Annotated in this window: 21 protein-coding genes; 19 read left to right on the top strand and 2 right to left on the bottom strand. The window is 41.1% G+C overall.

Annotation, left to right across the window (positions count from 1 at the left end; genetic code table 11):
• Window positions 1–27: 27 nt before the first annotated feature.
• From clpP to ACTNB8_RS04360, 11 genes are all read left to right on the top strand, one after another.
• A complete protein-coding gene (gene clpP / locus ACTNB8_RS04410; protein ID WP_296157661.1) occupies window positions 28–609 on the top strand; it encodes an ATP-dependent Clp endopeptidase proteolytic subunit ClpP in 582 nt (193 codons plus the stop codon).
• 73 nt (window positions 610–682) lie between these two features.
• A complete protein-coding gene (clpX, locus tag ACTNB8_RS04405; protein WP_441052626.1) occupies window positions 683–1,996 on the top strand; it encodes an ATP-dependent Clp protease ATP-binding subunit ClpX in 1,314 nt (437 codons plus the stop codon).
• Window positions 1,997–2,014: 18 nt separating this feature from the next.
• Window positions 2,015–4,330 (top strand): endopeptidase La, encoded by a 2,316-nt coding sequence (gene lon / locus ACTNB8_RS04400; RefSeq protein ID WP_441052624.1) that lies wholly within the window; start codon window positions 2,015–2,017, stop codon window positions 4,328–4,330.
• 10 nt (window positions 4,331–4,340) lie between these two features.
• On the top strand, window positions 4,341–4,946 hold the full coding sequence (yihA, locus tag ACTNB8_RS04395) for a ribosome biogenesis GTP-binding protein YihA/YsxC (protein WP_441052622.1): 606 nt from the start codon (window positions 4,341–4,343) through the stop codon (window positions 4,944–4,946).
• A gap of 175 nt (window positions 4,947–5,121) precedes the next feature.
• Window positions 5,122–5,967 (top strand): energy-coupling factor transporter ATPase, encoded by an 846-nt coding sequence (locus ACTNB8_RS04390; RefSeq protein WP_441052620.1) that lies wholly within the window; start codon window positions 5,122–5,124, stop codon window positions 5,965–5,967.
• Complete coding sequence (locus ACTNB8_RS04385; protein WP_441052619.1) at window positions 5,958–6,842, top strand: energy-coupling factor transporter ATPase; 885 nt, start codon at window positions 5,958–5,960, stop codon at window positions 6,840–6,842. Before ACTNB8_RS04390 ends, ACTNB8_RS04385 begins: the two co-directional genes overlap by 10 nt.
• Window positions 6,839–7,642 (top strand): energy-coupling factor transporter transmembrane component T family protein, encoded by an 804-nt coding sequence (locus ACTNB8_RS04380; RefSeq protein ID WP_441052617.1) that lies wholly within the window; start codon window positions 6,839–6,841, stop codon window positions 7,640–7,642. The genes ACTNB8_RS04385 and ACTNB8_RS04380 overlap by 4 nt, the downstream gene beginning before the upstream one ends.
• The gene (gene truA / locus ACTNB8_RS04375) at window positions 7,639–8,376 is read left to right on the top strand and encodes a tRNA pseudouridine(38-40) synthase TruA (protein WP_441052615.1); all 738 of its coding nucleotides are present in this window, start codon (window positions 7,639–7,641) and stop codon (window positions 8,374–8,376) included. The genes ACTNB8_RS04380 and truA overlap by 4 nt, the downstream gene beginning before the upstream one ends.
• 146 nt (window positions 8,377–8,522) lie before the next feature.
• The gene (gene hcp, locus ACTNB8_RS04370; RefSeq protein WP_441052613.1) at window positions 8,523–10,157 is read left to right on the top strand and encodes a hydroxylamine reductase; all 1,635 of its coding nucleotides are present in this window, start codon (window positions 8,523–8,525) and stop codon (window positions 10,155–10,157) included.
• A gap of 100 nt (window positions 10,158–10,257) precedes the next feature.
• A complete protein-coding gene (locus ACTNB8_RS04365) occupies window positions 10,258–11,022 on the top strand; it encodes a threonine/serine exporter family protein (protein ID WP_441052611.1) in 765 nt (254 codons plus the stop codon).
• Window positions 11,019–11,465 carry a threonine/serine exporter family protein gene (locus ACTNB8_RS04360; RefSeq protein WP_441052609.1) on the top strand — a complete coding sequence of 149 codons (447 nt, stop codon included), beginning with the start codon at window positions 11,019–11,021 and terminating at the stop codon, window positions 11,463–11,465. Before ACTNB8_RS04365 ends, ACTNB8_RS04360 begins: the two co-directional genes overlap by 4 nt.
• A 23-nt stretch (window positions 11,466–11,488) precedes the next feature.
• Here the strand turns inward: ACTNB8_RS04360 and ACTNB8_RS04355 are convergent, their stop codons facing one another.
• Window positions 11,489–12,265, bottom strand: coding sequence for an NYN domain-containing protein (locus ACTNB8_RS04355; RefSeq protein WP_296157676.1), 777 nt, complete (start codon window positions 12,263–12,265; stop codon window positions 11,489–11,491).
• A 164-nt stretch (window positions 12,266–12,429) separates the two neighbouring features.
• Between ACTNB8_RS04355 and ACTNB8_RS04350 the strand changes: the two genes are divergently transcribed.
• Entirely contained in the window at window positions 12,430–13,599 is a 1,170-nt protein-coding gene (locus ACTNB8_RS04350; RefSeq protein ID WP_441052607.1) for a cation diffusion facilitator family transporter, read from the top strand.
• A 670-nt stretch (window positions 13,600–14,269) separates the two neighbouring features.
• Window positions 14,270–15,262 (top strand): Fic family protein, encoded by a 993-nt coding sequence (locus ACTNB8_RS04345; RefSeq protein ID WP_441052605.1) that lies wholly within the window; start codon window positions 14,270–14,272, stop codon window positions 15,260–15,262.
• 781 nt (window positions 15,263–16,043) lie between these two features.
• Here ACTNB8_RS04345 and ACTNB8_RS04340 read toward each other — a convergent pair.
• Complete coding sequence (locus ACTNB8_RS04340) at window positions 16,044–17,360, bottom strand: MATE family efflux transporter (RefSeq protein ID WP_441052603.1); 1,317 nt, start codon at window positions 17,358–17,360, stop codon at window positions 16,044–16,046.
• Between the two features lie 155 nt (window positions 17,361–17,515).
• Between ACTNB8_RS04340 and ACTNB8_RS04335 the strand changes: the two genes are divergently transcribed.
• The 6 genes from ACTNB8_RS04335 (at window position 17,516) to ACTNB8_RS04310 (ending at window position 21,866) form a co-directional block, all read left to right on the top strand.
• A complete protein-coding gene (locus tag ACTNB8_RS04335) occupies window positions 17,516–17,974 on the top strand; it encodes an Lrp/AsnC family transcriptional regulator (protein WP_441052601.1) in 459 nt (152 codons plus the stop codon).
• 216 nt (window positions 17,975–18,190) lie between these two features.
• Window positions 18,191–18,787: a 50S ribosomal protein L25 gene (locus ACTNB8_RS04330; protein WP_441052599.1), complete on the top strand. Its 597-nt coding sequence runs from the start codon at window positions 18,191–18,193 to the stop codon at window positions 18,785–18,787.
• 301 nt (window positions 18,788–19,088) lie between these two features.
• Entirely contained in the window at window positions 19,089–19,613 is a 525-nt protein-coding gene (locus ACTNB8_RS04325; RefSeq protein ID WP_441052597.1) for an RNA polymerase sigma factor, read from the top strand.
• Window positions 19,610–20,911 (top strand): anti-sigma factor C-terminal domain-containing protein, encoded by a 1,302-nt coding sequence (locus tag ACTNB8_RS04320; protein WP_441052595.1) that lies wholly within the window; start codon window positions 19,610–19,612, stop codon window positions 20,909–20,911. Before ACTNB8_RS04325 ends, ACTNB8_RS04320 begins: the two co-directional genes overlap by 4 nt.
• 64 nt (window positions 20,912–20,975) lie before the next feature.
• The gene (locus tag ACTNB8_RS04315) at window positions 20,976–21,257 is read left to right on the top strand and encodes a hypothetical protein (protein ID WP_441052593.1); all 282 of its coding nucleotides are present in this window, start codon (window positions 20,976–20,978) and stop codon (window positions 21,255–21,257) included.
• Between the two features lie 63 nt (window positions 21,258–21,320).
• Entirely contained in the window at window positions 21,321–21,866 is a 546-nt protein-coding gene (locus ACTNB8_RS04310; protein ID WP_441052592.1) for a TIGR00730 family Rossman fold protein, read from the top strand.
• Window positions 21,867–21,876 lie beyond the last annotated feature (10 nt).

The following is a 21,876-nucleotide window of genomic DNA, read 5'->3' as shown; positions in this document are numbered from 1 at the left end:
TGCGAAGCGACGAATGGAGGCATTTATATGAGTTTAGTACCTTATGTCATTGAGCAGACCAGCAGAGGAGAAAGAAGCTATGATATATACTCCCGTCTTCTGAAAGACCGTATTATCTTTCTGGGAGAGGAAGTAAATGACGTGAGCGCAAGTATCATTGTAGCGCAGCTTCTTTTCCTGGAAGCAGAAGACCCGAGCAAAGATATTCAGCTGTATATCAACAGTCCGGGTGGTTCTGTAACAGCAGGTATGGCAATTTATGATACCATGAAATATATTAAGTGTGATGTTTCTACAATCTGTCTTGGAATGGCAGCCAGCATGGGCGCATTTCTTCTGGCAGGAGGAACAAAGGGTAAAAGATATGCCCTTCCACACTCTACAATCATGATTCACCAGCCGTCAGGCGGTGCGCAGGGTCAGGCAACAGAAATTCAGATCGTAGCAGATCACATTGCACAGACCAAACGTACATTAAATGAAATGCTTGCAGAAAACACAGGACAGCCTCTTGAGGTTGTAGAAAAAGATACAGACCGCGATAATTATATGACTGCGGAAGAAGCAAAGGCATATGGACTGATCGACGGTGTTGTTGAGCATAAATAATGCATAGAAAAGACTCCTGGATTCAGGAGTCTTATCTTGCTTTTATCAATCAGAAAGGAAACGAGAAATATTTATGGCAGATAAAATTAGAGATGGAAAAGTCAGATGTTCATTTTGCCACAAATCCGAAGATCAGGTTCGCAAACTGATCGCAGGCCCGGATGGGGTTTTTATTTGTGACGAATGTATCGGTATCTGTTCCGAAATTATGGAAGAGGAACTGGCACAGTACGGGCCGGGAGATGCTTACGATACAGACATCAATCTGCTTAAGCCGGAAGAGATTCACAAAATTCTGGATGATTATGTAATCGGTCAGGATGAAGCCAAAAAGGCGTTGTCTGTAGCGGTATATAACCATTATAAGAGAATTACAGCTTCTCATGATCTGGATGTGGAACTTCAGAAAAGTAATATTCTGATGCTTGGACCTACAGGTTCAGGAAAAACTCTTCTTGCCCAGACACTTGCCCGTCTTCTGAATGTACCTTTTGCTATTGCAGATGCTACAACTCTCACAGAAGCAGGTTATGTAGGTGAAGATGTTGAGAATATTCTTCTGAAGATCATTCAGGCAGCAGATTATGACATTGAACGTGCACAGTATGGAATTATTTATATAGATGAGATCGATAAGATCACCAGAAAATCCGAAAATGCATCCATTACACGTGATGTATCCGGTGAAGGTGTACAGCAGGCACTTCTTAAGATCCTTGAGGGAACTGTTGCAAGCGTACCGCCGCAGGGTGGACGCAAACATCCACATCAGGAATTTCTGCAGATTGATACAACCAATATCCTCTTTATCTGCGGAGGTGCTTTTGACGGAATAGAAAAGACTATTGAGGCACGAAAAGAGACAAAGGCAATTGGATTCGGAGCTGATGTATCTGTCAGGGAAGACCGCAAGATCGGAGATGTGCTGAAGGATGTTATGCCGGAAGATTTTATCAAGTACGGTCTGATTCCTGAATTTATCGGGCGAGTTCCTATTGTTGTTACACTGGATGGACTGGATGAAGAAGCTCTGATCCGTATTCTGAAGGAGCCTAAAAACTCACTCACAAAACAGTATCACAAACTTTTTGAACTGGATGGAGTTGACCTCGAGTTTGATAATGAGGCACTGGAACTGGTAGCCAGAAAATCTCTGGAACGTAAGACCGGTGCCAGAGGACTGAGAGCGATTATGGAAAAATCTCTTATGGATCTGATGTACAAAATTCCATCTGACAATACAATCCGAAAATGTGTGATCACAAAAGATGTTGTTGAGGGTACAGGGGTGCCGGAGATTGTTCATGGTGAAGTACCGGCACAGATCCCGGCATCAGGAAGAAGAAGTTCCCGTTCCAGAAAAAATGGAACACCGGAGACGGCATAAAGAAGGGAATGAAGATACATGAAACAGTCAATTAACATTCTTCCGGCAATTGCTTTGCGAGGAACAACAGTATTGCCGGATATGATCGTTCACTTTGATGTCAGCAGAGAAAAATCAATAAAGGCTATTGAGGCAGCTATGCTTCATGACCAGAAAATTTTTCTTGTTACGCAGAAAGATCCGGAGGTTGAAAATCCTGGTCTTACAGATCTGTATAAAATCGGAACAGTAGCGTATATTAAACAGGTAGTAAAACTTCCACATGATCTCCTGAGGGTACTTGTGGAAGGAACCGAACGCGCTGAATTATTGTCCCTTGAACAGGAGAAACCACACCTCTGCGCAGAGATTGCCGGATTTGAAGCTGACGGAGCACATTATGCAAAATCCATGAGAGAGGCCATGTACAGAAGTATACGTGAGCTGTTCCAGCATTATTGCATGGAGAGCGGAAAGATCAGCAAGGATCTTGCTGCGCAGATCATGAATATAGAAAACACAGAAGAACTGATATCTCAGATAGCAGTGAATCTTCCACTGACATGGCAGAACCGTCAGCGTATTCTTGAGGCAGTTACACTGGAAGAGCAGTATGAGGTTGTTGCAGCCATTCTTACGAACGAGATTGAGATACTCCAGATAGGACATGACCTTCAGCGCAAACTGAAAGCACATATTGACAAAAATCAGAGGGAATATATCCTGAAAGAACAGCTGAAGCTGATCCGGGAGGAACTGGGAGAGGAAAATACCCAGGACACTGCAGAAGAATACAGGAAAAAACTGGATGAACTTGAGGCATCAGAAGAAGTAAAAGAAAAAATCTCAAAAGAGATCAGTCGTTTCAAAAGCATGAACAGCAGTGCAGCAGAAAGCAGTGTGCTGAGTTCTTATATAGAAACTGTTCTGAGCCTTCCATGGGATAAAAGATCTGAAGATTCAGATGATCTGAAGGAAGCATGGAAGATCCTGGAAGATGGTCATTATGGAATGAAAGAAGTAAAAGAGAGAATCATGGAGTTTCTTTCTGTAAGAAAACTCACTTCCGGTGGAAAGAGTCCGATTCTCTGTCTGGTAGGCCCTCCGGGAACAGGAAAGACATCAATTGCACATTCAGTGGCAGATGCGCTTCATAAGAAATATGTGAGAATATGTCTGGGTGGTGTCAGAGATGAAGCCGAGATACGTGGACACCGTAAAACTTATGTGGGAGCTATGCCGGGCCGAATCACTGTGGCATTGCAGCAGGCAGGTGTCAGCAACCCACTGATGCTTCTTGACGAAATTGACAAGACAAGCAGCGATTATAAAGGAGATACTTCTGCAGCACTTCTTGAAGTACTGGATCCTGAACAGAACAGTCATTTTAATGATCATTATGTGGAAATCCCACAGGATCTTTCGGAAGTACTGTTTATTGCAACTGCAAATGATATGCAGGAAATCCCGAGACCTCTTCTTGACCGTATGGAAGTAATTGAGATTTCCGGTTATACAGAAAACGAAAAAGAACATATTGCAAAAGAACATCTGGTTCCGAAACAGCTGGATGTCAACGGCATTCCAAAGGGCAGACTTACCATACAGGCAGGAGCTCTCAGAAAAGTCATCAATCTCTACACAAAGGAAGCCGGAGTGAGGGACCTGGAACGTAAGATTGGTCAGATCTGTCGTAAAGCGGCAAGAGAGATCATGGAAGATGATCAGAAGAAGATTACTGTGTCAGGAAAAAACCTGGAAAAATATCTTGGCAAACCGAGGTACAGTTACCTTATGGCAAACAAAAAAGACGAAGTTGGAATTGCCAGAGGACTGGCATGGACACAGGTTGGAGGAGATACACTTCAGATTGAAGTCAACGTTATGCCCGGCAAGGGCGAACTTGTTCTTACTGGTCAGCTTGGCGATGTCATGAAGGAATCTGCACAGGCGGGTATTTCCTATATTCGTTCAGTGGCTGATAACTATGACATAGCACCGGAATTTTTCCAGGAACATGACATTCACGTACATATACCGGAGGGAGCAGTTCCGAAAGATGGCCCTTCAGCAGGCATTACTATGGCGACTGCCATGCTTTCTGCAATTATTGGCAGAGAGGTACGAGCAGATGTCGCCATGACAGGAGAGATTACTCTGCGTGGAAGAGTATTGCCGATAGGTGGTCTGAAAGAAAAACTTCTGGCGGCGAAATATGCAAAGATCAGGAAAGTTCTTGTTCCGAAAGAAAACAAACCGGATATTCAGGAGATGGATGAAGAAATTCTGGATGGACTGAAGATATCTTTTGTTGACAATATGAATGAAGTGCTTCATGAGGCACTCGCAAGATAAGGAAAAATACATGATTATAAAAAATGCAGTTTTAGACATTGTATGCGGGGTTACCAGTAAGCTGCCTGATACCGGTATGCCGGAGGTGGCTTTTGCGGGAAAATCAAACGTAGGGAAATCTTCTCTTATAAATGGACTGATGAACCGCAAATCACTGGCCCGTACCAGTGCCCAGCCCGGCAAAACACAGACCATCAATTTTTATAAGATCAATGATGAAATGTACCTGGTGGATCTTCCGGGATACGGTTATGCAAAGGTGACGCAGACAGAAAAAGAAAAATGGGGAAAGATGATCGAAAGATATCTTCATACTTCGCAGGATCTTAAGGCAGTTTTTCTGCTGGTAGATATCCGTCATGCGCCATCTGCCAATGACCGTCAGATGTATGAGTGGATTCTCCATAACGGATATGATCCCATAATCATCGCCACTAAGCTGGACAAACTGAAACGCAGTCAGGTTCAGAAGAGCCTGAAAGCAATAAAAGAAGGGCTTCAGCTGAAAAAAGATACAATAGTGATACCATATTCAGCTGAGACAAAACAGGGCAGGGATGAGATCTGGAGACTGATCGACTCATTGACCGGACTGGGTACAGTAAAGATTAAGTAACTGCCATATTGACTTGTCTGATTTTTCATATGCTGTGTTGTCGTCAGTCGCCGTAGCCACCGCTACGCCTCATTCCTCCGCCTTGCATATGAGCAAATCATACTGCGTTAATATAGCAGATACTTAATTTTCACTGTACCAGTACCCGAAGAACAACCCTGAAAGGACATAAAAAATGGGAATCATCAAGGCAGTTAAACTTGGATTTGATTATTTGAGATATGATGAGGACGGTAACGTACAGGATACCCAGAGAGCTGTGGATAATGTGGATCTTGATATTCAGGAAGGTGAATTTGTGGCAGTACTGGGGCATAATGGCTCTGGTAAGTCCACTTTTGCCAAACATATAAATGCGTTACTGCTTCCGACAGAAGGAACCATCTGGATTGATGGAATGGACACAGCAAAAGAACCGGAATTATGGAAAATCCGTCAGAAAGCAGGTATGGTATTTCAGAATCCGGATAATCAGATTATTGGCACAGTAGTAGAAGAAGATATAGGGTTTGGTCCTGAAAATATGGGGATTCCTACGGAAGACATATGGAAAAGAGTAGATGAAAGCCTTCAGAAAACGGGAATGAGTGCATACAGACACCATTCACCGAACAAGCTTTCCGGTGGACAGAAACAGCGTGTCGCCATAGCTGGTGTAATGGCGATGAGGCCAAAATGCATTGTATTAGATGAACCTACCGCCATGCTGGACCCCAATGGTCGAAAAGAAGTGCTGGAAGCTGTACATCAGTTGAACAGAGAAGAAAATGTTACGGTTGTCCTGATCACTCATTACATGGAAGAAGTTATTGATGCAGATCGTGTGGTAGTTATGGATGACGGACATGTTGTTATGGAGGGAACGCCCAGAGAGATTTTTTCACAGGTGGAAACACTTAAAAAATATCGTCTGGATGTGCCTCAGGTCACACTTCTTGCCCATGAACTGAAACTGTCCGGAGTCGATATTCCGGATGGAATTCTTACTACGGAAGAGTTGGTAAATGCCTTATGTCAATAGAATTAAAGAATGTAACTTATACTTACAGTCCGGGAACCTCTTATGAGATTCATGCTCTGAAGAACATTAATCTGGAAATTCCGGACGGACAGTTTATCGGTGTGATCGGGCATACAGGGAGTGGTAAATCAACGCTGATCCAGCATCTGAATGCACTGATAAAGCCTTCATCAGGAACTGTATCTTATAACGGGGAAGATGTGTGGGCAGATAATTATAACAGACGGGAGCTACGGAGTCAGGTTGGTCTGGTATTTCAGTATCCGGAACATCAGCTTTTTGAAAGTGATGTGCTTTCTGATGTATGTTTCGGTCCTATGAATCAGGGACTGAGCCGTAAGGAAGCGGAAGAAGAGGCCCGTAAGGCACTTGCGCACGTTGGATTTAAAGAAGAAAATTTCGGAAAATCTCCATTTGAACTTTCCGGAGGACAGAAGAAACGTGTGGCAATTGCCGGAGTACTGGCAATGAACCCGAAGATACTGATTCTTGATGAACCAACGGCAGGTCTTGATCCTAAGGGAAGAGATGAGATTCTGGATCAGATTGCAGAACTTCACAAAGTAAGGGGGATTACAATAATCCTTGTTTCACACAGCATGGAAGATGTTGCAAAATACGTGGAGCGGCTGATCGTGGTAAATCACGGAGAGATTGCTTTCGATGATACACCACGCAAAGTTTTTACCCATTATAAAGAACTGGAAGCCATGGGCCTTGCTGCACCGCAGATTACGTACATTATGCATACACTCCGGGAGAAAGGATTTAATGTAGATCCGGAGGACATTACAGTGGAAGAGGCCAGAAATGATATTCTGAAAGCATTGAAAGAAATGAATTCTCCTTTGTTGAAAGGAGGTTCAGGTAAATGATCAGAGATATTACAATCGGGCAGTATTATCCATCCAGATCTGTGATTCACAGGCTGGATCCAAGAACAAAACTTGCAGGAACACTGATTTTCATTATTTCTGTATTTCTGTTTCATACAGTGCCGGGATATGCGGTGGCAACTGTATTTCTGGCAGGAGTGATCATAAGTTCTACAGTTCCTGTGAAGTTTATTTTCAAAGGCCTGAAGGCAATTTTCATGATCCTTCTGATAACAATGGTGTTTAATATCCTGCTTACACCAGGTGAAGTTATATGGAGTTTCGGTTTCCTCAAAATAACAAAAGAGGGAGTTTCCCTCGCTGTCAGAATGGCAGTAAGGCTGATCTATCTGGTTATAGGATCATCACTCATGACACTCACAACAACACCAAACCAGTTGACAGACGGTCTGGAAAAAAGCCTGCGTCCACTGAACAAAATTCATGTACCTGTTCATGAGATCGCAATGATGATGTCTATTGCGCTTCGTTTTATTCCGATTCTTCTGGAAGAAACAGATAAGATCATGAAGGCACAGATTGCCAGAGGAGCAGATTTCGAGAATGGAAATATGATCCAGAAAGTCAAAAACATGGTGCCACTCCTTGTACCGTTGTTTATATCTGCTTTTCGCCGTGCAAATGATCTTGCAATGGCCATGGAAGCAAGATGTTATCATGGCGGTGACCACAGAACGCAGATGAAGCCTCTACGTTATCAGAAAAGAGATTATATGGCATATTTTGTACTGTTTGCATATCTGGCAGTTGCCATTGTATTCAGGGTGGTGGGATTATGAAGCGAGTTGGACTTGTTGTTGCCTATGACGGAACAAATTACAGTGGCTGGCAGATACAGCCAAACGGAATAACGATTCAGGGTGTACTGAATGATACTCTGACAGAACTTCTTGGAGAAAAAATAGAGATCATAGGTGCCAGCCGTACGGATGCAGGAGTACATGCACTTGGGAATGTTGCAGTGTTTGATACAAATACAAGGATTCCGGGAGAAAAAATTTCCTATGCACTGAATCAGCGTCTTCCGGAGGACATCAGGATACAGTTATCTGAAGAGGTGGAAGCTGATTTTCATCCCAGGTACTGTGACAGTGAAAAAACGTACGAATACAGAATTCTGAACCGTAAATTCCCGGTTCCTACAGAAAGACTGTATTCATATTTTTATCATTATAAACTTGATATCGAAAAGATGAGGGAGGCTACCTCCTATTTGATAGGCCGTCATGATTTTGCAAGTTTCTGCGGAACCGGAGCGCAGGTAAAATCAACGGTGCGTACTCTTACCGGTATTGATATCTGGCGAGATGGAGACATGGTGACCATACGGGTAAAAGGTGAAGGTTTTCTTTACAATATGGTCCGCATTATTGCAGGAACACTGATTCAGGTCGGAAATGGCCAATACCCGCCGGAAAGAGTGAAAAAAATCCTTGAAGCCTGTGACAGGTCTGTATCAGGACCTACTGCGCCGGCACATGGACTGACACTGATGGGAATTGAATTCTTTTAAATAGTTTCTTAAAAAGTCGGAAGAAAAAACTTCTGGCTTTTTTGTTGTTATAACAACATCTTTATGGGGCAGACTATATTATAGTCAATGTATCTAATAGAATGTTGCTGTAAACAGTAACAATAAAATCATAAGGAGAAACGAAAATGGATAAAAAAATGTTTTGTTATCAGTGTCAGGAAACGGCCGGTTGTACAGGCTGTACTGTGTCAGGTGTCTGTGGGAAAAAACCTGAAGTTGCTGCAGTACAGGATCTTCTTATATATGTGACAAAAGGTCTGTCAGCAGTTACAACAGAACTTCGTGCACAGAATAAAAGAATAGAAGAAAAAGTAAACAGACTGATTGTGGATAATCTATTTGCAACAATCACAAACGCAAATTTTGATCAGGAAGCAATTACAGAACGTATCACAGAAACCCTTAAGATAAAAGAAAAACTTCTGAAAGAAACAGATAATACAGAAAAACTTCCGGAAGCTGCAAAATGGAATGGAATAGAGCAGGAATATGCAGAAAAAGCGGCAGAAGTTGGAGTACTTTCAACAGAAAACGAAGATATCCGAAGCCTGAGAGAGCTGACCACGTATGGTCTGAAAGGTATGGCAGCCTATGAAAAACATGCAACAGCACTGGGGTATAAAGAAGAAAGTATAGATGTATTTCTTCAGAAAGCACTGGCTGCAACGCTCGATGATTCTCTCAGTGCAGAGGAACTGATAACACTTGTTCTGGAAACAGGAAAATACGGTGTACAGGTCATGGCGCTTCTGGACAGAGCCAATACAGAGACTTACGGAAATCCTGAGATCACAAAGGTGAATATCGGTGTCAGAAAAAATCCTGGAATCCTGATTTCAGGTCATGATCTCAAAGATATGGAAATGCTTTTGAAACAGACGGAAGGTACAGGTGTAGATGTTTACACACATTCAGAAATGCTTCCTGCAAATTATTATCCTGCGTTCAAAAAATACTCACATTTTGTGGGAAACTATGGAAATGCATGGTGGAAACAGAAAGAGGAATTTGACAGCTTCCATGGACCGATACTGATGACGACCAACTGTATTGTGCCACCAAAAGAAAACTATAAAGACAGGATTTTTACAACCGGAGCTGCCGCATATCCGGGATGTAGACATATTTCTGCTGATGTTGACGGAAGAAAAGATTTTTCAGAGATTATTGAACTGGCAAAGAAATGTGAAGCGCCGGAGGAAATTGAGACAGGTGAGATTACAGGCGGTTTTGCACATAATCAGGTTCTGGCACTTGCAGACCAGATTGTAGATGCTGTGAAATCAGGAGCAATCCGCAAATTTGTAGTTATGGCAGGCTGTGATGGACGTGCAAAATCAAGAAATTACTATACAGATTTTGCGAAGGCACTTCCAAAAGACACAGTTATCCTTACAGCAGGATGTGCGAAATATAAATATAATAAACTGAACCTTGGAGATATCGGAGGTATCCCGAGAGTACTGGACGCAGGTCAGTGCAACGACTCTTATTCTCTGGCTGTGATCGCTCTGAAATTAAAAGAAGTATTTGAACTGAATGACATTAATGATCTGCCGATCGTATATAACATTGCATGGTATGAGCAAAAAGCAGTTATTGTCTTACTTGCGCTTCTTTCGCTTGGTGTAAAAAATATACACCTTGGACCGACACTTCCGGCATTTCTTTCACCAAATGTTGCAAATATCCTTGTGGAAAATTTTGGAATCGGTGGAATCAGCAGTGTTGACGGAGATATAAAAAATCTGATTGGATAAATCGGGTTTGACAACAGAAGAGGAGGAAGTTACAATAAAAAATAACTACTGACATCATTCATATTTACGTGGTCTGAATAATATTACGGAGCGGATAAAAATGCAGATAACAGAATATGACGAAAATAAACTTCTGCATCTGTTGCTGGAAATGGGAGAAAGACTTCTGGATGCAGGAGCAGAAATCAACAGAGTTGAAGATACACTGGAAAGAATCGGACTTGCATATGGAGCCTCCAAAATGAACGTATTTGTGATTACTTCAAGCATCATTATCACAATGGAAACATCGGACGGAAGGCTTCTGACTCATACAAGAAGAGTGAATTTTAACAACAGTACGGATTTTACAGTACTTGAACAGCTGAATGAACTGAGCAGACAGTGCTGTACAAATCCGTTACCGCCTGAAGAATTTGCAGAAAGGATGCGGGTATGTGAAGATCCTGCCAGAAGGAGAACTCTTTATGTGGGAAGTATTATTGCTTCAGGGAGTTTTGCAATGTTTTTTGGAGGAACATGGCAGGATGCTTTTGTAGCAGCTGTTGTGTCGATTCTGATCTGCTTTTTACAGGAAAAAGGTACAAAACTTTTTTCAAACAGTATTATGTTTGACCTTGTCTGTGCATTTCTGTCAGGTACAGTCATCTGTATAATTGTAAAAATCTTACCATTTTTGAATATGGATAAGATCATGATAGGGGATATTATGCTCCTGATACCGGGAATCGCAATCACCAATGCGATCAGGGATATGCTTATGGGAGACACAATATCCGGACTTATGAGACTGATAGAAGGTATTTTGTGGGCAGGAGCGCTTGCAGCCGGATTTATGGCAGCAATCTGGATGGTGGAAATATGAAAGAGATCATTTTGCAGTTAGTAATGGCTTTTGTTGGTTCGCTGGGATTTTCTATGTTATTTCATCTGAGAAAATCATTGTGGATAACAGCATCTCTGGGTGGTTTGTTCTGCTGGGGTTGTTATCTTCTGGGAATGTATTTTACAGAGAGGATATTTGCGGCAGGTTTTCTTGCAGCGGCATTTGCAGCAATATATTCAGAAATTCTTGCTTTCAAAAAGAAAGCACCGACAACCTTGTTTGTTATTCCGGCTGTAGTGCCCCTGATACCAGGAAGTACTCTTTATTATACGATGAGTGCAGTTGTAAGTGGAAAGACCGCAGATATTTCACATTATGGAAATATTACAGTCCAGTATGCACTTTCTATTGCAGCAGGTATAAGTGTAGTCTGGACTGTGTGGTCTATTTTCAGAAAAATACAGATTTTTAACAATAAATAAATCGCCTGAAGGCCGAATTATAATCAGATACATTTATATGCAATGATCGTTACAGTTCCCTTGCCGGGATAGCGTTTCATTGCATATTTTTTGGGAAAAGCTTCGATCAGGTCAGGAAGTTTTACGTATCCGTACGTACGTGCGTCGAAATCTGGTTTTGCACGTTTGATATATTGTCCGGCTGAGCTGACATTTACATATCGGTCATCATCCTGGTATTTGTCCCATGCAATGCGGAGAAGTTTATGAATTTCACGCATATCATCATTTCTGTGACGGTCATCATTTACTTCGGCGTTATCGAGATCTTTACGGTTCCCGTTTGCAGAGCGACATCCTGAACGGGAGGCAGGCGGATCGTTTTCTTTGTTCAGATTTTCAAGATACACAAATTCATCGCAGGCATTACGAAAAGCCTCCGGCGTTTTCTTTTCGCCTACGCCCATTACATAAACACCAGATTCGTGAAGTTTAATGGCAAGTGGTGTATAATCACTGTCACTGGCAACAATAACAAAGGCATCGTAGATTCCACTGTGAAGAAGATCAAGAGTATCGATGACAAGTGCCATGTCTGTAGCATTTTTGCCGGAAACATAATCAAACTGCTGCTGAGGTTTGATAGCCAGACGTTTCAGTTCGTTTTCCCAGTTTTTGAGGGAATCTTTTCTCCAGTTACCGTAAGCCCTTTTGACAACAATACGTCCGTTGGCTGAGATTTCCTGGATAACAGCCTCCAGTTTGGAAAGCTGAGTATTGTCAGCATCTATGAGCATGGCGATTTTTTTCAGATTTTTCATAGATAAAATAGCTCCTGATTGTATATTAGATGTAACATAATTGGTTTGTATTTAATATATCTTATCATTTCTGAGGAAAATTTTCCAGATTGATCGAAAATTATTCTGGTAATAAAGAAAAGTATGTGTTATTATCGAGGGAATAGTTTAAGGGGGATTGAAGTATGATTCATATTTTAGCATCACTTTTTATTAAAGACAGTCGAAATTATATGGCTCCGAAGGTTCGTCAGGCATATGGCGTTTTGTGCGGAACTGTAGGGATTGGTTTAAATATTCTTTTATTTCTGGGAAAGTGGCTGGCAGGTACTCTGAGTGGATCTATTGCGATCACGGCAGATGCATTTAATAACCTGTCAGATGCAGGATCCTCAATTATTACGTTGATTGGGTTCAGGCTTTCCGGTCAGGAACCGGATCCTGAACACCCGTTTGGACATGGACGGATGGAATATATTTCAGGACTTCTGGTATCAGTTGCAATTCTTGTTATGGGATTTGAACTGATCTGGTCTTCTATTGGGAAATTGAGAAGGCCGGAACCAATCGACAGTAATCCGCTTGTTTTAGGAATTCTGATCGCATCAATTCTGGTTAAACTATATATGTTTTATTATAATCGTGCTCTGAGCCGCAAAATGGAAAGTGCGGCCATGAAGGCTACTTCTATGGACAGCCTGAGTGATACAGTGTCCACGATGCTTGTTCTGATTGCAACTCTGATCAGCAGGTACACAGGACTGCTTCTTGATGGATGGTTTGGTATTATTGTAGGACTGTTTATTCTGTACACAGGAGGTTCTACACTGAAAGAAACAATAGATCTTCTTCTGGGACAGCCGCCAAAACAGGAATTCATAGAAGAAATAAAGGCTATTGTGCTTTCACATTCGCTGGTTCATGGTGTCCATGATCTGATTGTTCATGATTATGGCCCAGGGCGTGTTATGATTTCACTTCATGCAGAAGTAGCAGTAGATGGAGATATGCAGGAAATCCATGAGCAGATCGATCATATAGAGCATGAGCTTCAGGAAAAACTGCACTGTTCAGCTACGATCCACATGGATCCGATCGTCACAAATGATGAGGAAGTACTTGCGATGAAGGCAAGGGTGGAAGAGATGGTGCATTTCCTTAATGAAGATTTCAGTATGCATGATTTCCGTATGGTAAAAGGACCGACAAGGACGAATCTGATTTTTGACGTGGAAGTTCCGAGGAAGACATCTTATACAGATAATGAGATTGTTAACTGGCTGAAGGAGAGGATACATGAACTGTCAGGGAGTAAGTACTTTGCAGTGATACAGATTGATCATGAGTATTATTAAAAATTGGTAATTATTCAGAAGGTAGTATCCCGCGAGGTGTTTTGGCATGTTTTTTGCCAAAATCCCGAGACATACAAGGCAAAATGCTATCACCGAAGGTGATCTGAAATGCATTTTGACTTGTAACTGTGAGGGTACTGAACAGTTACAAAAATTGTTGATAGGTTAGAAGCAGAGCCAGCCTGTTATAATGAAGACATATTCCCGTCCCTGGTTCTTTATATCAGATGTGAGATGACTCCCACCTCTGTAGGTGGCGAGCAACAAATCAGTATCAGTGGTGGGAGTCAATCCCCCATCTGATATAGCCTCCGGCAGGATTGCAGAGATGCGCAGAAGAAGTATGTCATGCATTGCATGACGCGCATCTCGCAGCAAGAATGCAGAGGCATTCTTGAAAATGCTGCAGGAGTCAGTTATCGACATTATACAGGCAGATTCAGTCATTGTTTCCAGTAGCTCACAAAAACAGGCGTGGTGAGCGCTGGAAAAATGCTAGAATTGCCGTGAATAACAGTATTATAAACTTCATATACACAATTTCTGTGAATTCTTCCATAGATATAAATTGTAAGATTTATTTGCTCTATAAATTGAATTTTTTCATAAAATCCGTATAATAGAGGAAGATAATACGTAAGATAATACGTAAGATAACGGAGGTACTTATATGGGAGAATACAAACCACCTTTTACAATAACAAACAAAATATTATCGTATGTGTCATCAATTTCCGAAAAAATAGGGCGAATAACTGCAACCAGTAATATGGAAACCAAACCACATTTGAGAAGAAATAACAGAATCAAGTCGATACATTCCTCTTTGAAGATTGAAGCGAACTCTTTGACACTGGGACAGGTTCGTGATGTCATCAACGGTAAAATCGTACTGGGGGAAAAAAAAGAAATTCAGGAAGTAAAGAATGCTTATGCTGCGTATGAGCATCTTTCAGAGATCAATCCATGCAATGTTCAACATCTAAAAAAATTCCACGGAATTATGACAAAGTATCTTGTGAAAGAATCAGGGGAATTTCGTTCCGGTGAGGAAGGCGTTTTTAATGGAGAGCAGTGTATCTTTATGGCCCCGCCTGCAAGATTTGTACCACAGCTCATGGAGGAGTTATTTGCCTGGATGCAAGAAGCACAGGAGGATATTCACCCATTAATCCTAAGTAGCGTGTTTCATTACGAATTTGTATTTATTCATCCTTTTTCTGATGGCAATGGAAGAATGGCAAGATTATGGCATACAGCGATTCTGGCTAAATGGAAACCAGTGTTTGAATATATTCCTGTAGAAAGTCAGATTGAGAAATTTCAGGATGAATATTACGAGGCAATTTCTCAGTGTCATGTTGCAGGAGAGTCTACTATTTTTATCGAATTTATGCTGTCACAGATTGATAAAATACTAACTGATATTTCTACTCAGATTGGTGAGCAAAATAAATATCTTCCAGAGCCTGTCCAGAAACTGCTTGAAGTTATGGAATATGATGTTCCTTACACAAGTAATGCTTTGATGGAGCAGCTGGGACTAAAAGCGAGAGAAGGGTTCCGAAGAAATTACCTTCACCCGGCAATAGAGCTGAATTTGATTCAGATGACAATACCTGATAAGCCGAATAGCAGAAACCAGAGATATGTGAAGGTGTGATATGAAATTGTACTGAGTGTTACAATATAATTTGTAGTCTATATATAATGCTGCAGGAGTAAACTATTTATTAGCAGATGATATTTGAAACAGAGAAAGAATTGAAAGTGCAGGCATTGTCATATACAGGCAGATTCAGTCATTATTTCCAGAACTGCCGTGAATAGCGAATATCGATCCTGGAATAAATTTCTATAACAGATGAAGATAATATGCAAGATGACAATAGCTGATAGGATTAATCATAAAACCTGCAGCCTGCCTGTTATAATAAAGAACCCGATCCGGAAATCGGGGCTGCGTATCCGGATTCTCCCATTCATTTATTAATCACTGCTTAAGCAAGAACTCGTACCTGCGGTACTCAGACAATGCAGCGCAGTGATAATTAGAATGGTTCGAATCACGGAAGCCTCGCCATATTCCCGTCCCTGGTTCTTTATATCAGACGTGAGATGACTCCCACCTCTGTAGGTGGCGAGCAACAAATCAGTATCAGTGGTGGGAGTCAATCCCCCATCTGATATAGCCTCCGGCAGGATTGCAGAGATGCGCAGAAGAAGTATGTCATGCATTGCATGACGCGCATCTCGCAGCAAGAATGCAGAGGCATTCTTGAAAATGCTGCAGGAGTCAGTTATCGACATTATACAGGCAGATTCAGTCATTATTTCCAGTAGCTCACAAAAACAGGCGTGGTGAGCGCTGGAAAAATGCCAGAATTGCCGTGAATAACAGTATAGATTTCATTATAAGAAAGCCCAGTCGCAAACATAGTCTTTTAAATCTTACAAAATTTCATATACACAAGTCCCGTTATATCCGCCAGCACCCAGCCAATCGGGATAGCCATCCAGATACCTGTCTCCCCGATAAATACAGAAAGAACATAAGCAAGTGTAACACGGGTACCTAGAGAAATAATCGTCAGCACAACAGACATACCCGGTTTCTTGACCGCCCTGTAATATCCGTATAACAGGAAAAGACAGCCAATACCACAGTAAAAAGCACCCTCAATACGAAGATAATGTACTCCGGAAGCAATAACAGCAGTTTCCTTTGCACTGACGAAAATCGTCATCAGAGGAGTCGCAAAAATACATACAAGAGCAGAAATAAAAATGCAGAAAACAAAACCGATCAGGAATGATTCTTTCGTTCCTTTACGCATACGTTCTTTCTGACCTGCACCGTAATTCTGTGCAATAAAAGTCGAATATGCATTACCGAAATCCTGCACAGGAAGATAGGCAAAAGTATCAATCTTCACAGCGGCTGCAAAAGCAGCCATAACAACAGGGCCGAAACTGTTTACCAGTCCCTGAACCATAAGAATACCAAAATTCATAACAGACTGCTGAACACAGGTCATGGAAGACAGATTTCCAATCTCACCGAGAATCTTCCGGTTAAATCTAAGTTCCCGACGTCCGGGAAGAATATCCCTGCAGCTGATAAGAACATAAAACAGAATACCAATCCCGGAAACATATTGAGCAATAACTGTGGCAAAAGCAGCACCACGGATTCCCCATGAGAAGACGGCAACAAACAGAAGATCCAGTCCGATATTCAGGACAGTAGAAACAGCCAGAAAAATCAGAGGAATACTAGAATTACCAAGTGCTCTCAGAAGACAGGAAAAATAATTATAAAGAGAAGTAGCAATGATTCCTGCAAAAATGACCAGAAGATAGGATTTCATTCCATCCCATACTTCCGAAGGAACACGGAGAAAACCTAAAATCGGATCAATGAACAGATACACAAGAAGATTAAGAACGAGTGTAACCGTCATGATAAGAACAAAAGCATGTGCAACAGAACTCCGAAGAGAAGCCTGGTCATTTTTTCCCTTATAAATAGAAAAGAGTGCACCAGATCCCATACTCAGCCCAAGAAAAATTGAAGTAAGAAAAGTCATCAGAGTATAGGCGGAACCCACGGCAGCCAGTGCAGTACTGCCAAGGACATGTCCGACGATCAAAGTATCAGCGATATTATAAAACTGCTGGAGAAGATTACCAGCCATCATAGGAAGGGCAAAAAGGAGCAGAGAGCGGGAGATTTTTCCCTGGGTGAGGTCATGGTACATAAAAAATTACTCCTTTCGTAAAAATAAAATTTCTATCTGATAATAATTTAGCATATAAAATTACGTTGTGCAATATATAAATTACAAATTGATAATATGACAAAAATATGATATGCTGAAACAAATAATAAAGACGGACAGGAGGTATGACTGAAATGTATTTAAGTGGATTAGACGAAACAGATCAGAAAATTCTGGAACTGCTTACACAGAATGCAAGACAGACATATTCTGAAATTGGGGAGAAACTGGGAATCTCACGCGTTGCAGTCAAAAATCATATAGATGCAATGGAGCAGAATGGAATTATTGAAGAATATACAGTGATCATCAATCCCCAGAAACTTGGCGGCGCGGTATCCTGTTATTTTGAAATAGAAACAGAACCTCAGACGTTTCAGGAGGTAATAAAGATTTTATCGGACTGTCCGACCATAACTCAGATATACAGAACAACAGGCGCCTGCAGACTTCATGTCCATGCTGTGGCGGCAGACCAGTCAGAAATGGAAAAATTCATGCAGGAATACATTGACAGTCTTCCGGGGATTGTCCATATCAGTACGAATGTAATACTCTCAAGGATAAAAGATGTAAAGGGACTGAGACTATAAAGAAAAAAGAAATAATGTCGAAAAACACAGGATTATGTATACAATTTTGAAAAATTGACAAAATTAAAAGTAAAATAAATTATTATTTGGTTAATCTGTTTTGGACTTAAGTGCTATACTTCTTACCGTAAAAAATAAAACGTACTTAACAAAACCTCCTTTCACAAAACAAAGTCGAAGGCTGCTAAGCATCAGAATTTTTGGAGGAAAAGTCAAATGAATACTTTAAAAGCTGAAAAAAGAAGCAAGGATGTTAAGGCAAAAAGATTAAGAAGAGAAGGTTATGTGACCGGTAATGTTTTTGGTCGTGAGATTGAAGGTTCCATTCCGGTAAAAATGGTAAAATCAGATGTTGAAAAACTTCTGAAGACTGACCACAAAGGAAGCCAGATTATGCTGGAGGTAGAAGGTCAGACTTATGATGTACTGATCAAAGAAGTAGATTTTAACCCGCTGGCAGGAAGAGTTGATGAAGTTGATTTCCAGGCACTGGTAAGCAATGAAAAAGTTCATTCTGTTGCAGAGGTTGTTATTGTAAATCATGACAAAGTTGCAGATGGTGTTCTCCAGGAGAACCTGGAAGAAGTTTCTTATAAAGCTTATCCGTCAGCACTGGTAGATAAAGTAGAAGTAGATGTTGAAGGAATGAAAGTCGGCGATACTATCCGTGTCAAAGATCTTGCAATTTACAAAGACGCAGACATTGATATCAAGACAGATCCTGAGGCAGTTGTTGTAACAGTAGTAGCTGTTCATAACGGAGTAGTTCCGGAAACAGAAACACCTGAGGAAACAGAAGAAGAAGCTAAATAATCACTCACACCTGATTTAATAAGATAAAAGATCCCTCCTGTAGAGTATAGTTCACAGGAGGGATTTTTTTGTAACATTTTGTGTCTGAAACTGTTATATTAGATGAGAGATGACTCCCACCTCTGTAGGTGGCGAGCAACAAATCAGTATCAGTGGTGGGAGTCAATCCCTCATCTGATATAGCCTCCGGCAGGATTGCAGAGATGCGCAGAAGAAGTATGTCATGCGTTGCATGACGCGCATCTCGCAGCAAGAATGCAGAGGCATTCTTGAATAGTGAAAAGGGAAGGGGGGAGTACATATGGATAATGAAATCTTGCTGAGACTTTACAGCATCTATCAGAAAGAACTGTATTTATATCTGTATTCCCTCTGTGGCGAAAGGCAGCAGGCGGAAGACCTGCTTCATGAAACATTCCTGAAAGCACTTCTGGCACTGCCAGGCGGTCATACGAATATGCGGGCATGGCTTTATATGGTAGCACGGAATCTGTTCTATAATCAGAGAAAAAAGAAATCCAGGGAGATTCTGATGGGAGAACAGGAATATCTTTCAGAAAAACAAACAGATAAAGATCTTCTGGAAAAAATACTGGAGGAAGAAAAACGAAGGGAGCTTTACAGAGCAATCCGAAAACTGGAACAGAAGAAACAGGAAATTATTCTGATGCAGTATTTCAGTGGAATGTCTCAGAAAGAAATTGCGGCAGTCCTGCATATCACACCTGAGAATGTAAGGGTACTTGCATACAGAGCGAAAAAAGAACTGAAAAAAAACATGGAAGAGTTTCAGAAAAAATCAGCCGGAAGGGAGGATACAAAATGACTTACAGAGAAATCCTGAAATTATACAAACAGGGGAAACTTGAAGAATCAAAGAAAAAACAGGTCGAAGCAGATATAGAAAAACAGGATGCAATCAGTGAATATCTTTATGAGGAAGGGCCGGTTCCGGAACTGGAAGATCTGGGTGATGGGGCAGAAGCAGATATGGATAACATGTCAGAGAGAGAAGAAAAGCCGCAGAAAACGCATACTGAAAATGAAAAAAAAGCTCAGGAAGATTTTAACAGCAGGTTTATAAAAGAAATCAACCGTTCTATCCGCAGAGCTTTTATTAAAATGGGAATGGCAGTTGGTGTCACAATTCTTGTAATCGTACTTTGTGCAGTATTTGTTCTTCCAAAAGCAGTATCGAAATTATATTACGATCCGAATGAGGTCGTGGGAAAAGACAAAGATATGACTACCACAAGAATGAGTCTTGATATGGCTGTTTACTCAGAACTTTTTCTTCCGGGAAATTACAGGGAACAGGTAAATGCTGTTTCCAGAGGATATGGAGAATACGATATTCTGATTCCTCAGTCTTTTACTGTAACCGGGAAGTTTACATCTGTAAGCGGACGTCTTGTAAGAGGAAAATTGACCTTATATGATAACAATGTACTGAGCCGTCCTTCTTTTCAGTTTTATCTTCCAGGTGATGAACAGGCATGGGAAGCCTGGGAGGTAGATGAGAATGGAGATGAGAAAAAAATAGATACGGAAGCACGGAAGCTGGAATCAATTAAGTATTCGAAAGAAGAGATAGAAAAATATAACGACAATGACTGGTATACAGCATATGTTTCAATAAATAGAATCATGGATTACAAAGACTTTATTCAGTGGTTTGATGATCTTTCGGAGAAAAAAGAGCTGGAATGGGGATCTTTCTGGTGTGCAGTTCACACAGAAGAGGAAGGTGGTTACTGTACAGAACCAAATATCGGATTTTCACCGTACCCCTCCGGATCATCTATGAGCTGGGACAGGGAAAAATATCCTTATCTTTCCCTTCTTGACAGTAAGGATATCTGGAAAGACACAGCTGAGAATGATGAGAAAACCATGCAGAAACATTTTGTTAGTATGCTGTCCTATATCCGGGATAATGACGAAATTCTTTCCCTGATGAATCAGGATTCGGATTTTCCGGAAAAATACCAGAAAATGATCGATTATGTAGAAAAAAAAGGTCTGAAGATTCACGGTTTTGCAATCAGTGCAAAAAAGGATACTCTTCTTGAACTTTATAAGGAAGATGTGGTATCCTATATTCAGACAACACCACAAAGTTAAAAAAGATGTGCAGACATATACATTGGTGTATGTCTGCGTTTTTGTAATAGATGGAGGAGATATCGTGGGAATTGCGGAAATGTTAGATGAACTGAAACAAAAAGCACGCCGTGATCCGGCACTTCGGGCAGAACTTCTTAAGACAAGAAAAGATCCACAGCCACTCAATGCATTCTGCCGGAAATGCAGGGAACTGGGATATGACATCTATGATATGGATCTGATCACCGCAGGTGAAGAATTTTATGCTACCATGAGAAGAAGCACAAATGGCGGCGGCGAAAACTCGCCTATGCTGGAAGGTGAAGATGATTTTTATGAATTATTTTTTGCAGGACTCGAATAGTTGATGAAAAGAATATCGGGTCACAGTTAAAATACAGACAGCAAAAGAATGGGGAAGATTATTATGAACATATGCATTTACGGAGCTTCCAGTGCAGAACTGGAACAGATTTATTATGATAAGACAGAAGAACTTGGGAAACTGATGGCAAAAAGAGGACATGGCCTTGTATTCGGGGGTGGAGCAACAGGTATGATGGGAGCTGCCGCAAGAGGTGTGGACTCGGAAAAAGGATATATACTTGGTATAGCACCACGATTTTTTGACAAACCGGGAGTTCTTTATCAGAACTGCACGGAATTTATTTTTACGGAAACTATGCGTGAGCGTAAAAAACTCCTGGAGGAACGTTCAGAGGCAACGATCGTAACACCCGGTGGAATCGGAACTTATGAGGAATTTTTTGAAATCCTTACCCTGAAAAGCCTCCACAGACTGGACAGGCCAATTGTTCTCTATAATATTAACGGCTATTATGATGGTATGGAGGTTTTGCTTCGACATACTGCAGATGAAAAATTTATGGCTGAATCAAATCTGAAATTATGTGAATTTATGGACGATCCGGAAAAAATACTTGAATACATAGAAGAATATGAAATTGTTTAATTATAGGAAA

The organism is Blautia sp. HCP28S3_G10, from assembly GCF_052065235.1.
Taxonomy (GTDB): domain Bacteria; phylum Bacillota; class Clostridia; order Lachnospirales; family Lachnospiraceae; genus Blautia_A.
The sequence above is the reverse complement of the archived record's forward strand: the minus strand, read 5'-3'. Positions and strand labels throughout refer to the sequence as shown.